This window comes from Escherichia sp. 93.0816, from assembly GCF_013368855.2.
Classification (GTDB): domain Bacteria; phylum Pseudomonadota; class Gammaproteobacteria; order Enterobacterales; family Enterobacteriaceae; genus Escherichia; species Escherichia ruysiae.
Window position 1 is genome coordinate 127587 of record NZ_JABWNC020000002.1, and the last position, 12765, is coordinate 140351.

12 protein-coding genes are annotated in these 12765 nt (G+C 51.9%); all 12 read right to left on the bottom strand.

Features of this window, described 5'->3' with window-relative positions:
- Position 1: 1 nt before the first annotated feature.
- The 12 genes from mraY to leuO all read right to left on the bottom strand — a co-directional run bounded on the left by mraY (position 2) and on the right by leuO (position 12718).
- Positions 2-1084 carry a phospho-N-acetylmuramoyl-pentapeptide-transferase gene (gene mraY / locus HEM79_RS03370; RefSeq protein WP_000964122.1) on the bottom strand — a complete coding sequence of 361 codons (1083 nt, stop codon included), beginning with the start codon at positions 1082-1084 and terminating at the stop codon, positions 2-4.
- Entirely contained in the window at positions 1078-2436 is a 1359-nt protein-coding gene (murF, locus tag HEM79_RS03375) for a UDP-N-acetylmuramoyl-tripeptide--D-alanyl-D-alanine ligase (RefSeq protein ID WP_176241785.1), read from the bottom strand. The genes mraY and murF overlap by 7 nt, the downstream gene beginning before the upstream one ends.
- A complete protein-coding gene (gene murE, locus HEM79_RS03380) occupies positions 2433-3920 on the bottom strand; it encodes a UDP-N-acetylmuramoyl-L-alanyl-D-glutamate--2,6-diaminopimelate ligase (protein ID WP_016159385.1) in 1488 nt (495 codons plus the stop codon). The genes murF and murE overlap by 4 nt, the downstream gene beginning before the upstream one ends.
- On the bottom strand, positions 3907-5673 hold the full coding sequence (ftsI, locus tag HEM79_RS03385; RefSeq protein WP_000642204.1) for a peptidoglycan glycosyltransferase FtsI: 1767 nt from the start codon (positions 5671-5673) through the stop codon (positions 3907-3909). The genes murE and ftsI overlap by 14 nt, the downstream gene beginning before the upstream one ends.
- 15 nt (positions 5674-5688) lie before the next feature.
- On the bottom strand, positions 5689-6054 hold the full coding sequence (gene ftsL, locus HEM79_RS03390; RefSeq protein WP_000625658.1) for a cell division protein FtsL: 366 nt from the start codon (positions 6052-6054) through the stop codon (positions 5689-5691).
- Entirely contained in the window at positions 6051-6992 is a 942-nt protein-coding gene (rsmH, locus tag HEM79_RS03395; protein WP_000970479.1) for a 16S rRNA (cytosine(1402)-N(4))-methyltransferase RsmH, read from the bottom strand. The genes ftsL and rsmH overlap by 4 nt, the downstream gene beginning before the upstream one ends.
- Before the next feature lies 1 nt (position 6993).
- Positions 6994-7452 (bottom strand): division/cell wall cluster transcriptional repressor MraZ, encoded by a 459-nt coding sequence (gene mraZ, locus HEM79_RS03400; RefSeq protein WP_000488288.1) that lies wholly within the window; start codon positions 7450-7452, stop codon positions 6994-6996.
- 601 nt (positions 7453-8053) lie between these two features.
- Positions 8054-9058 carry a catabolite repressor/activator gene (gene cra / locus HEM79_RS03405; RefSeq protein ID WP_176241786.1) on the bottom strand — a complete coding sequence of 335 codons (1005 nt, stop codon included), beginning with the start codon at positions 9056-9058 and terminating at the stop codon, positions 8054-8056.
- Positions 9059-9139: 81 nt separating this feature from the next.
- Positions 9140-9226 carry a hypothetical protein gene (locus HEM79_RS03410; protein WP_032147791.1) on the bottom strand — a complete coding sequence of 29 codons (87 nt, stop codon included), beginning with the start codon at positions 9224-9226 and terminating at the stop codon, positions 9140-9142.
- A gap of 11 nt (positions 9227-9237) precedes the next feature.
- Complete coding sequence (gene ilvN / locus HEM79_RS03415; RefSeq protein WP_010355142.1) at positions 9238-9729, bottom strand: acetolactate synthase small subunit; 492 nt, start codon at positions 9727-9729, stop codon at positions 9238-9240.
- Positions 9730-9731: 2 nt separating this feature from the next.
- Positions 9732-11456: an acetolactate synthase 3 large subunit gene (ilvI, locus tag HEM79_RS03420; protein ID WP_176241787.1), complete on the bottom strand. Its 1725-nt coding sequence runs from the start codon at positions 11454-11456 to the stop codon at positions 9732-9734.
- Between the two features lie 317 nt (positions 11457-11773).
- Positions 11774-12718, bottom strand: coding sequence for a transcriptional regulator LeuO (leuO, locus tag HEM79_RS03425; RefSeq protein WP_010345415.1), 945 nt, complete (start codon positions 12716-12718; stop codon positions 11774-11776).
- Positions 12719-12765: the final 47 nt, after the last annotated feature.

Sequence of the window (12765 nt, forward strand, 5' to 3'; positions counted from 1 at the left end):
ATTAACGTACCTTCAGCGTTGCCAGACCAATCAGGACCAGCATCAGCGAAATAATCCAGAAACGCACAATGACGCGCGGTTCCGGCCAGCCTTTCAGTTCATAGTGGTGATGAATCGGCGCCATGCGGAAAATACGTTGCCCGCGCAGTTTAAAGGAGCCGACTTGCAAAATAACCGACAGGGTTTCGACGACAAACACGCCGCCCATAATCACCAGCAGGAATTCCTGGCGCAGCAGTACGGCGATAATGCCCAACGCGCCGCCTAACGCCAGCGAGCCAACATCGCCCATAAAGACCTGTGCCGGATAGGTGTTAAACCACAGGAAGCCCAGCCCTGCCCCGACTATCGCGGTGCAGACAATGACCAGTTCCCCTGCATGTCGCAGATACGGTATGTGTAAATAGCTGGCAAAGTTCATGTTGCCGGTCGCCCACGCCACCAGCGCAAAACCACCAGCGACAAATACGGTCGGCATAATCGCCAGGCCATCAAGACCATCGGTCAGATTTACCGCGTTACCGGTGCCGACAATAACGAAGTAGGCCAGCAGGATGTAGAACAAACCTAACTGCGGCATCACATCTTTAAAGAACGGTACAACCAGTTGCGTTGCTGGCGTGTCTTTCCCGGCAAGATACAAAGCGAAAGCAACACCCAGCGCAATGACCGACATCCAGAAATACTTCCAACGTGCGATCAACCCTTTGGTGTCCTTGCGCACGACTTTGCGATAGTCATCAACGAAGCCAATGATGCCGTAACCGACCAGCACTACCAGTACGCACCAGACATACGGGTTAGACGGGTAAGCCCACAGCAGTACGGAGATCACAATCGCTGTCAGGATCATAATCCCGCCCATGGTCGGCGTACCGCGCTTGCTGAAGTGCGATTCCGGGCCATCGTTACGCACTACCTGACCAAAGGAGAGTTTTTGCAGATGAGCAATCATGCGCGGCCCCATCCACAATGAGATGAACAGCGCGGTCAGCAGGCTGACGATGGCGCGAAACGTCAGATAGGAAAAGACGTTAAAGCCGGAATAATATTTGACCAAATGTTCGGCCAGCCAAACTAACATGTCCCATTCTCCTGTAAAGCGCGTACTACCTCTTCCATGGCAGCACTACGTGAACCCTTAACTAAAATCGTAATTACCTGTTGCTCAGCAATCAGTGATTTAAGACGCGTAATTAACGCGGATTTATCAGCAAAATGTTCGCCCACACCGCTGGCGGTACTAATAGCATGACTTTGTTTTCCCACGCTTAACACGCGGTCAATACCAGCAGCTTTTGCCGCTTCGCCCACCTGTACATGGCAAGCTTCGCTTTCAGCGCCCAGTTCCGCCATATCGCCAACGACCAGTACACGGTAGCCCGGCATCTCAGCCAGAACCTGAACAGCGGCGGTCATGGAGCCGACGTTAGCGTTGTAGGAGTCGTCGAGCAGCAACTGGTTTTCCGCCAGTTGAATGGGGAACAAACGGCCAGGAACAGCCTGTAGATTTGCCAGCCCCGCTTTGATGGCATCAAGCGTTGCGCCCACGGACATGGAGAGCGCCGCAGCAGCCAATGCATTCGCAATATTGTGACGCCCCGGCAGCGGCAGCAGGACATCGACGCTACCCGTTGGAGTTTGCAGCGTAAATTCAGTACCGTGCGAGGTCACATGAATATTGGTGGCGGTAAAATCACTGTTGGCGGCATTGGGTGAGAAACGCCACACTTTGCGATTGCCAATCACGCTTTGCCAGTTCAACCAGTCGTTGTTGTCGGCATTCATAATGGCGATACCGTTTTCCGGCAGGCCGGTAAATATTTCGCCTTTCGCTTTTGCCACGCCCGCCAAAGAACCGAAGCCTTCCAGATGCGCCGCCGCCAGGTTGTTGACCAGCGCGGCTTCCGGGCGGGTCAGGCTAACTGTCCAGGCAATTTCGCCCTGATGGTTCGCACCAAGTTCAATGACTGCGTAGTCGTATTCTGGCGTTAAGCGCAGCAGCGTCATCGGCACGCCGATGTCATTGTTGAGGTTGCCAGCCGTATAAAGCGTGTTGCCGCACTGGCTTAAAATCGCCGCCGTCATCTCTTTCACAGAGGTTTTACCGGAGGAACCGGTCAGGGCAACCACACGAGCAGGAACTTGCTGGCGAACCCATGCAGCCAGTTCACCAAACGCCAGACGCGTATCCTTGACGATTAACTGTGGCAGCTCGATATCCAGTGGACGGCTAACCAGCAGCGCGCCCGCGCCGCCAGCTTTCGCCTGGTCGGCAAAATCATGGGCATCGAAACGTTCGCCTTTCAGGGCGACAAACAAGCAACCCGGCGTCAGTTTACGGGTGTCAGTCGTTACGGCATCAAGGGTGATATCTGCCCCTTGCAGTTCACCGTTGAGAATGTTCGCCAGTTGGCTAAGAGTTACGCTAATCATGCGATCACCCCCAGCAGACGCGCCACCGTGACACGATCGGAGTAGTCCAGACGCTGGTTGCCAACAATCTGGTAATCTTCATGGCCTTTGCCCGCGACCAGCACCACATCATTCTCTTTAGCCTGCATAACGGCGCAAGTCACCGCTTCAGCGCGGCCTTCCATCACTTTGGCATGTCCGGCGTCTAACATTCCCGCCAGAATATCGTTGATGATGGCGCGCGGTTCTTCGGTACGCGGGTTATCGTCCGTCACCACCGCCACGTCAGCAAACTCTTCGGCAATTGCGCCCATCAGTGGACGCTTGCCTTTATCACGATCGCCGCCGCAGCCGAAGACGCACCACAGCTTGCCCGCACAGTGCAGACGCGCCGCCTGTAAGGCTTTTTCCAGTGCATCTGGCGTGTGAGCGTAATCCACCACCACCGTCGGTTTACCTGGCGCAGTGAACACTTCCATACGTCCGCAAACCGGTTGCAGACGTGCGGCGGTTTTTAGCAGATCGGCCAGCGGATAACCCAGCGCCAGCAGTGTCGCCAGCGCCAGCATCAGGTTGCTGACGTTAAAAGCGCCCATCAGGCGGCTTTCTATTTCGCCATCGCCCCAGCTTGAGGTGAAGCGGATAGTCGCACCGCTGTCGTGATAGTTCACATCGGTCACTTTCAGCCAACGACCGTGACAGTTCGGATTGATATTGTCTTCCATCGACACCGCAACCGCGTCTGGTAGTTTTGCCAGCCAGCGGCGACCCACTTCATCGTCGGCGTTAATAATCGCCTGACCGCAATGATGCTCAGAATAAAGCAGCCATTTCGCGGCTTCGTAGTTTTCCATATCACCATGATAATCAAGGTGATCGCGGCTTAAGTTGGTAAAGACCGACGCCGCAAATTTCAATGCCGCCACACGGTGCTGTACCAGCCCGTGGGAGGAAACTTCCATTGCGCAAAAAGTCGCGCCCTGATCCACCAGCCCCGCCAGCTCATGCTGAACATCGACTGCCGAACCGGTGGTATTTTCTGTCGGGATCACTTTCCCCAGCAGGCCGTTACCAACAGTGCCCATTACCGCGCTGGTTTCGCCAAGCAGTTGGCTCCACTGCGCCAGAAGCTGGGTAGTCGTGGTTTTGCCGTTGGTGCCCGTTACGCCCACGAGACGTAAATTGTCAGAGGGTTCATGGTAAAAGCGGCCCGCCAGTGCAGATAAACGCTCATTGAGCTGGCTGAGATAGATGACCGGTACGCCGTGCATTTCACGGATTTCACCGTCGGTCGCCTCATCTTTCGCCTCTGCAATAATGGCAGCCACACCTTGCGCTATCGCCTGCGGGATATATCGACGCCCGTCCGCCTGATGACCTACTACAGCTACAAAGAGATCGCCCGCCGCAGCCACACGGCTGTCGAGTGTCATCTCTCGCAGTGCTCGCGAAGGTGCGTCTGGCACCCACGGAGCAAGAAGGTCGCGCAAATTACGATCTGCCACCTGTCCCCTCGCCTTGATTAATCACAAATTCATTTTTATCACCCGTTGTCAACGCATCCGGCTCGATGTTCATGGTGCGCAATACGCCGCCCATGATGGCACCAAAGACCGGCGCGGAAACGGCGCCGCCGTAGTATTTACCCGCCTGCGGATCGTTGATAACAACAACCAGCGCGAAGCGCGGCTGACTCGCAGGCGCAACGCCTGCGGTATAAGCAATATATTTATTGATGTAGCGACCGTCCGGCCCGACCTTTTTCGCAGTACCGGTTTTAATAGCGATACGATAGCCTTTAATCGCCGCCTTCACGCCACCGCCGCCCGGTAGCGCCACGCTTTCCATCATATGCACCACGGTGCGGACAATGGATTCCGGGAAGACACGTTCACCGGGAACCGGGGGATCAACTTTGGTAATCGACAGTGGGCGATAAATGCCGTAGCTGCCGATAGTTGCGTAGACTCGCGCTAACTGTAACGGTGTTACCATTAGCCCGTAGCCGAAAGAGAAGGTGGCCCTCTCTATGTCAGACCACCGTTGTTTTTGAGGATATAAGCCACTGCGTTCTCCGACCAACCCCAAATTGGTCGCTTTTCCCAGTCCAAAACGTGAGTAAGTATCTACTAACGCTGAGGACGGCATCGCTAACGCCAGCTTGGAAACACCGACGTTACTCGACTTCTGTAATACCCCGGTCAGGGTTAATTCGCTGTAGCGCGCCACGTCTTTGATTTCGTGGCCGTTAATTCGATAAGGAACGGTATTCAGTACTGAGTTTTCCCGCACCACGCCACGCTGCAACGCGGTCATCACCACCATCGGTTTAACCGTTGAGCCCGGTTCAAACACGTCGGTGATGGTACGGTTACGCATTGCCTCTTTAGGCGTGCCGCTCAGATTATTTGGGTTGTATGATGGGCTGTTAGCCATCGCCAGCACTTCACCGGTGTTGACATCCACCAGCACGGCGCTACCAGATTCAGCCTTGTTAAAGGCCACCGCGTTGTTCAGTTCGCGATAAACCAGCGCCTGCAGGCGTTCATCAATACTCAGTGCAAGGTTGTGCGCCGCCTGGCTGTCGGTAGAAGAAATATCTTCAATTACGCGACCGTAGCGGTCTTTACGCACAATACGTTCACCCGGCTGCCCGGTAAGCCATTTATCGAAACTCTTCTCGACGCCCTCAATCCCCTGGCTATCGACGTTGGTAAAGCCGATGAGGTGAGCGGTCACTTCGCCAGACGGATAATAACGGCGGGACTCTTCACGCAGATGAATCCCCGGTAGTTTCAGTTTTTTGATGTAGTCCGCCATGTCAGGGTTTACCTGACGCGCCAGATAAATAAAGCGTCCTTTCGGGTTGGCGTTAATGCGGGCTGAGAGCTGATCCAGTGGAATGTTAAGCGCGTTAGCCAGCGCCTTCCAGCGGTCACCGACGCTGATACCGCCAGCGTCATGCACTTCTTTTGGGTCAGCCCAGATCGCTTTTACCGGCACACTCACTGCTAATGGGCGACCAGAGCGGTCAGTAATCATGCCGCGTGAGGTGGATACTTGTTGAACGCGAAGAGAGCGCATGTCGCCCTCTTTAACCAGCATATCCGGGGAGATAACCTGTAACCACGCTACGCGCCCGAGCAGAAAAGCCAGCGCCAGTAAAATACAGCCGCATAACAACGCAAAACGCCAACTGATAAAGTTGGCATGTTCTTCCTGACGTTTTGGTTTCTGCGTTTTCGCCGCTGCTTTCATGCGTCGCGTTTATCCTTATTTTTGCACTACGATATTTTCTTGTGATGGATCGACATGCTGCATTTGCAGCTTCTCCGTGGCGATCCTTTCCACCCGGCTATGGTCGCCGAGCGCATTCTCTTCAAGAATCAGGTTGCGCCATTCAATGTCTAAAGCGTCTCGCTCCAGCACCAGTTGTTCGCGCTGAGCGGTCAGCAAACGGGTATGGTGTGCTGTGGTCACCACAGTCACCGCCGTCAAAATAATGCAAATGAACAGGCAGAGTGGCAGCTTCCCAAATCGCAAAAGATCGTCACCGATGACGCCAGGCAAAGCATGGCGCTCGTGGCTTCCCATCGATCCTTTAACTTTGCTTAGAGCTTCTGTCACTCTGCTGATCATGCGTTCGTCCTCTCTGCAATACGCAGAACTGAACTACGGGCACGAGGGTTCTCTGCCACCTCTTCTTCGCCCGGCATCAACTTGCCTAGTGCTCGCAACTGACGGCCACCCAGTTTTTTGAGCTGCTCTTCAGTCATCGGTAATCCTGCCGGAACTTGCGGACCACGACTGTTTTCACGCATAAAGCGTTTCACAATACGGTCTTCCAGCGAATGAAAACTGATGATCGACAGCCGCCCACCTGGCGCCAGCACGTTGAGCGAGCTTTTTAGCGCCTGCTCTATCTCCTCCAGTTCACTGTTTACCCAGATGCGCACCGCCTGGAAGGTACGGGTCGCGGGATGTTTGAATTTGTCCTTCACCGGCGTTGCGGCAGCAACGACTTCCGCCAGTTCTTTGGTGCGGGTCATCGGCTGTTCGCGGTTACGCTCGACAATGGCGCGCGCAATGCGTTTAGCGAAACGCTCCTCGCCATACGTTTTTAATACCCAGGCGATATCGGCTTCTTCGGCAGTTTGTAGCCATTCAGCAGCGGATTGACCGCGCGTCGGATCCATACGCATGTCCAGCGGGCCATCGCGCATAAAGGAAAAACCGCGTTCAGCATCATCGAGTTGTGGTGAAGAGACGCCAAGATCGAGGAGAATGCCATCAATCTTGCCGATAAGATCACGCTCGGCGACGTATTCGCCCAGCGCGGAGAAAGGTCCATGTATGATGGAGAAGCGCGGATCATCAATAGTCTTCGCAACGGCAATAGCCTGCGGGTCGCGATCGATCGCCAGCAAACGTCCCTCTTCGCCAAGCTGCGAGAGGATCAGACGTGAGTGACCACCGCGACCAAAAGTTCCATCAATGTAGATACCGTCAGGACGGATATTGAGGCCATTTACGGCTTCATCCAGCAGCACCGTAGTATGTTTATAGTTTTCCATCATTTTATAGAGACAAGTCCTGCAGCCGCTCCGATAAGTTTTCGGTAGCCAACTGTTCTGCGTCGATATCTTCCCTGACTTGTTGATGCCAGGTTGTTTCATCCCACAGCTCAAACTTATTGAACTGTCCAACCAACATCACTTCTTTTGTCAGCCCGGCATGTTGCCGCAGTACTGGCGCGATTAACAATCGACCTGCGCCATCCATCTGACATTCGCTGGCATGACCTAACAGAAGGCGCTGCACACGGCGCTCAACCGGGTTCATGCTCGACAGACGCGATAATTTTTGCTCGATAATTTCCCATTCAGGAAGGGGGTAAAGCAGCAGACATGGGTGATGAATGTCAATGGTACACACCATTTGACCGGCAGCGTTCCCGAGCAGCTCTTCCCGATAACGGGTGGGCACCGATAAGCGCCCTTTACTGTCGAGATTGACTAACGTTGCTCCCCGGAACATGCCAGTCTTCCCCCAATTACCACTTTATCCCACAAATTCCCACTAAAAGGAGTTTACGGAGCGGAGGAAAAGCTTGTCAAGCCAGGAACATTCCTTACCGAAGCAAAAAACCCGATGTTTACGACTAATATCTGCATTGTTTAAAAATCGCCCAACGAACGAAGCAAATTAACGTTATGAATAGTTGTAAGAAAAAATCCCACTCATCATTACCGTTTTAAAAACGACTTCTTTTTCCTTAATGAAAATATAAAGTGTCAGTTTGCGACGCGAGCGGCATTTTAGGACATATCGCCCCCGGATAACAGTCCCTGTTGCGCACGCGCCATGCCTGACGCCAGCGACTTTGCGTAAAAGATTAGAAAAGTGTTTGTTTAATCGGCAATTGCCGATTTGCATGTAACAAAATAATGCAATCGCAATCCATCGTTACGACTTAATTATCATTAAGCACATCGGATGAAGTTAATTGGTGAGATATTTAGAAGGTCTTATGGATAATAGTCAGGAATAGTCTTATTTACATAAAGGATATTGATGTCCAATTACGTACTCAATGCGCCAGCCGCAATCAACCGGCGCATCATTTTTTGTTTAACGTTTAGCTACGGCTGAGGACGCCGCGACGATAGAGATTTCGTTTGATGCGCGTTAAGCCTGGTTTTGGCTTACGCGGCTCATCCAGACTCGCCAGGACAATCTCCAACACGCGCTCAGCGACATCCCGATGACGCTGAGCCACTGCCAGCACAGGACATTGTAAGAAGTCGAGCAATTCGTTATCGCCAAAGGTGGCAATCGCCAGATCGGAAGGCAGTTTACCATCGCGACGCAGCGTGACATCCATCACTCCCTGCAACAATGCAAAAGAGGTAGTGAACAGCGCCTGCGGCATCGGATGCGTTTCCAGCCATTTTTCGAATAACTGGGCAGCAGCTTCCCGCTCATAGCTATTGGCATACAGGAAATGCACTTCGCGCGGATCATCTTTCCAGGCAGTACGGAAACCCTGCTCACGCAGGAAGCTGACAGAAAGCTCCGGCAGCGCGCCAAGATAAAGTACCGTTTCGGCCGGAAACTTACGTAACTCTTCCGCCAACATTTCAGCATCATCCTGGTCGGCACCAACCACGCTGGTGAAATGTTCACGATCGAGGGCGCGATCCAGCGCGACAATCGGGAACGGGTCATTAGCCCAGCGTTGATAGAAAGGATGCTCTAGCGGCAGCGAAGTCGAAACAATGATGGCATCGACCTGACGTTGTAAAAGATGCTCAATACAACGCATTTCGTTGTCTGGCTGATCTTCGGAACAAGCAATGAGTAGCTGATAACCGCGTTGACGCGCCTGGCGTTCAAGATAGTTAGCAATGCGGGTATAACTTGTGTTCTCAAGATCGGGGATAACAAGACCAATAGAACGTGTGCGTCCAGCACGAAGCCCAGCCGCCACGGCATTCGGGTGGTAATTGTGCTCACGTACCACTGCCATGACTTTCTCAACGGTTTTGTCGCTCACACGGTATTGCTTCGCTTTGCCGTTAATAACATAGCTTGCAGTGGTCCGCGACACTCCCGCCAGCCGAGCGATTTCATCCAGTTTCACAATTGCCCCTTGCGTAAAATGTAAAAACCATAACCATTGTACTGGTATGGATTAAATTCATTAACATCTAAGCGCAGAAAATTAACTGCGGCAACTGCTTTTATTCCAGGTTCCTACTAAATTCGCAAAAAAAGCCCAACGTGGCTTATTGGGCTGCAAATTGCGCATTGAGATCATTCTCAACGCATTATTTTATCGCCGCGCGAAAGACCGACGACGCCAGAGCGGGCAACTTCAACAATTTTCGCCACATCGCGAATCGATGCTAAAAATGCGTCGAGTTTATCGCTGGTGCCTGCCAGTTGAACGGTATAAAGCGAAGGCGTGACATCAATGATTTGCCCACGAAATATTTCCGTATTGCGTTTCACTTCGTCACGTCCATAGCCGCTGGCCTGAATTTTCACCAGCATAATCTCCCGCTCAACGTGCGCGCCCTGCCCCAGCTCGCTCACGCGCAACACATCGACCAGCTTGTGTAATTGTTTTTCGATCTGCTCAAGCACTTTTTCATCGCCCACGGTCTGGATAGTCATGCGCGATAATGTCGGATCGTCGGTAGGCGCAACGGTCAGGCTTTCAATGTTATAGCCACGCTGGGCAAAAAGGCCGATCACGCGGGATAACGCGCCTGATTCATTTTCGAGTAATACTGATAATATCCGGCGCATAATCAGGTTCTCTCCGTTTTGCTTAACCACATTTCATCCATTCCGCCCCCGCGAATCTGCATCGGATAAACGTGCTCACTGCCATCGACGGTGACATCAACAAATACCAGGCGATTATTTCGTACCTGTTCCAGCGCCTCGCCAAGTTTACTTTCCAGCTCATCCGGGCGCGAAATCTGGATACCAACATGACCATAGGCTTCTGCCAGGCGGACGAAATCTGGCAGAGATTGCATATAAGATTGTGAATGACGGCCGGAATAGATCATGTCCTGCCACTGTTTCACCATCCCCAGATAGCGGTTATTAAGATTCACCACCAGCACCGGAAGCTCGTATTGCAAGGCAGTAGACAGTTCCTGAATGTTCATCTGAATACTGCCGTCGCCAGTAACACAGACCACTGTTTCTTCCGGCAGCGCCATTTTGACGCCCAGCGCCGCAGGTAAACCAAACCCCATGGTGCCGAGGCCACCGGAGTTGATCCAGCGACGCGGTTTGTCGAAAGGATAATAAAGTGCGGCGAACATCTGGTGCTGCCCGACGTCGGACGTAACGTAAGCGTCCCCCTTCGTCAGTCGCCAGAGCGTCTCTATCACCGCCTGCGGTTTAATCTTTTCGCTCTGAGTGTCGTATTTCAGGCACTGGCGAGCGCGCCATTGTTCAATTTTCTGCCACCAGTCGCGGATCTCATCCAGTGGTTGCGAAGACGTTTCTTGTGCCAGCAACTCCAGCATTTGATCCAACACCAGCCGCGCATCGCCAACGATCGGGATGTCGGCGGTCACGGTTTTTGAGATAGAGGTTGGATCAATATCAATATGTAACACCGTCGCATTCGGGCAGTACTTTGCCAGATTGTTAGTAGTGCGATCGTCAAAGCGTACACCAACCGCAAAAATGACATCGGCATTATGCATTGTCATATTGGCTTCGTAAGTGCCGTGCATTCCCAACATTCCCAGCGCCTGACGATGCGTTGCCGGAAACGCGCCTAATCCCATTAATGATGAGACGACAGGAAGATTAAGTTGCTCAATAATCTGTTTGAGTTGTTGATGGCAACCCGCTGTCACCGCGCCACCGCCCACGTAAACGACCGGTTTTTTCGCCGCAGCCAGCGTTTGTAGTGCGCGTTTAATCTGCCCTTTATGACCCAACGTTGTCGGGTTATACGAGCGCATACTGACCGATTCCGGCCAGACGTAAGGTAATTTGTTCGCCGGATTAAGAATATCTTTCGGTAAATCAACTACTACCGGCCCAGGGCGACCACTTGCTGCCAGCCAGAAAGCCTTTTTCAGCACCTGCGGAATGTCTTCCGTTTGCTTAACCAGAAAACTGTGTTTAACCACCGGTCGGGAAATTCCCACCATGTCACACTCCTGAAAGGCATCGTAACCTATCAGCGAGGTTGCGACCTGCCCGGAAAGGATAACCAGCGGAATAGAGTCCATATACGCGGTGGCGATACCGGTAATTGCGTTAGTAGCCCCTGGCCCCGACGTCACTAGCACAACGCCCACTTCTCCGGTCGCGCGCGCCAGGCCATCGGCCATATGCACCGCTGCCTGCTCATGACGAACTAATACGTGATCAATACCGCCCACGGTATGCAATGCATCGTAAATATCAAGGACCGCGCCTCCGGGATAACCGAATACTTGCTTAACGCCCTGATCGATAAGCGATCGGACGACCATCTCGGCTCCAGACAACATCTCCATGGCTTGCCTCACTGTTTGGCGGAAAAAATGTGTAAAACACATTAACCGTCCGATCTTGCTTAAGCAATTGACAAGCAGAGTCACAAGCGTGAAGAAATAAGAATAAACAGGAGGAAAGGAGAAAATAAACGATAAAATAATCCAGAATGGCGGACAGAATTGATAATAAATCGGTTAAATCCGACCAGTTACAGCAATTTCTCTATTTTTTTATTATTTCTAAAATCAGGGCAAACATACATTCAGAATAAAATTCTAGATTTAATAAAAAATGCAGAATAAACCAGAATTACGCGCCTGATTTATTCTGCCTTTGTTTAACGTTTACAAATTGAGACTAATTGCTCTTCCATCCATTGATGGCCTTTATCGCGCCCGGCAGCTTCATGCCAGGAGAGATAACAGGTTCTGCTATTTTGTTTTAACGGCAGCGGTAATACCTGTAACTCTAAGGATTCAGCGAACTCTTCAGCCAGCCAACGCGGCGCAATAGCAACCAGATGAGTTTGCGACACCACGCTAAGAACGCTCATCATTGCCATGCCCTGATACGCGATACTGGCTTGCTTATCTACCGTGTCATACCACGGTTGACTAAATGACGCGAAACGATCAAGCGAAACCGCCGCATGTTGTTCGTTATAAACGTCATGTTTCAGTAATGGCCCTTTAATAGTCGGATGGTTCTTGCTGGCTACCAGTACCATTTCATCTTTAAATAATGGCACGCTGGTAAATTCAGGACGATGGAAGTCTTCATAACTAATAACGAACTCCGTTTCCTGATAACGTAGCTGATGTTCGGTGTTCTGGTTTAATGAAGACTTGAATATCACATGAATATTTGGCGCGATTTGCTCAATGTGATTATAAATCTGCGAGGTCAGAATGCTATCTAGCGGGCTGCAAACGCAAAGATGGAATACACGTTCGCTGCTGGCCGGCTCAAAACCTGAACCTGGTAATTCGTTTTGCACTAATTGCAGCGCCTGACGCACAGAGCCAAAAAGTTGAAAAGCGCGGGCAGTCGGTTGGATACCACGCCCATAACGAACAAACAGTTCGTCATTAAACATCACCTTCAGGCGTGCAACAGCGTTACTGACCGCTGGTTGCGACATACCCAGAACATGCGCGGCACGGGTAATGTTCTGCTCCTGCATCACGGCATCGAAAACGGTTAATAAGTTTAGATCGACCATGCGTAGCTGTGGCTTGCTTAACTCCGCAATTTCTGGATGATCTGTTTTTACCTCTGACATAGTTAACTCCACTGTCACACTTAACTCCCTTTCCCTTATTGGAATGC

Excerpts from the sequence above, each read along its gene's own strand:
- ilvN (WP_010355142.1), bottom strand. The coding sequence starts at position 9,729 with ATGCGCCGGATATTATCAGTATTACTCGAAAATGAATCAGGCGCGTTA.
- ilvI (WP_176241787.1), bottom strand. The coding sequence starts at position 11,456 with ATGGAGATGTTGTCTGGAGCCGAGATGGTCGTCCGATCGCTTATCGAT.
- rsmH (WP_000970479.1), bottom strand. The coding sequence starts at position 6,992 with ATGATGGAAAACTATAAACATACTACGGTGCTGCTGGATGAAGCCGTA.
- leuO (WP_010345415.1), bottom strand. The coding sequence starts at position 12,718 with ATGTCAGAGGTAAAAACAGATCATCCAGAAATTGCGGAGTTAAGCAAG.
- murF (WP_176241785.1), bottom strand. The coding sequence starts at position 2,436 with ATGATTAGCGTAACTCTTAGCCAACTGGCGAACATTCTCAACGGTGAA.
- HEM79_RS03410 (WP_032147791.1), bottom strand. The coding sequence starts at position 9,226 with ATGCGCAATTTGCAGCCCAATAAGCCACGTTGGGCTTTTTTTGCGAAT.
- mraY (WP_000964122.1), bottom strand. The coding sequence starts at position 1,084 with ATGTTAGTTTGGCTGGCCGAACATTTGGTCAAATATTATTCCGGCTTT.
- mraZ (WP_000488288.1), bottom strand. The coding sequence starts at position 7,452 with ATGTTCCGGGGAGCAACGTTAGTCAATCTCGACAGTAAAGGGCGCTTA.
- ftsL (WP_000625658.1), bottom strand. The coding sequence starts at position 6,054 with ATGATCAGCAGAGTGACAGAAGCTCTAAGCAAAGTTAAAGGATCGATG.
- ftsI (WP_000642204.1), bottom strand. The coding sequence starts at position 5,673 with ATGAAAGCAGCGGCGAAAACGCAGAAACCAAAACGTCAGGAAGAACAT.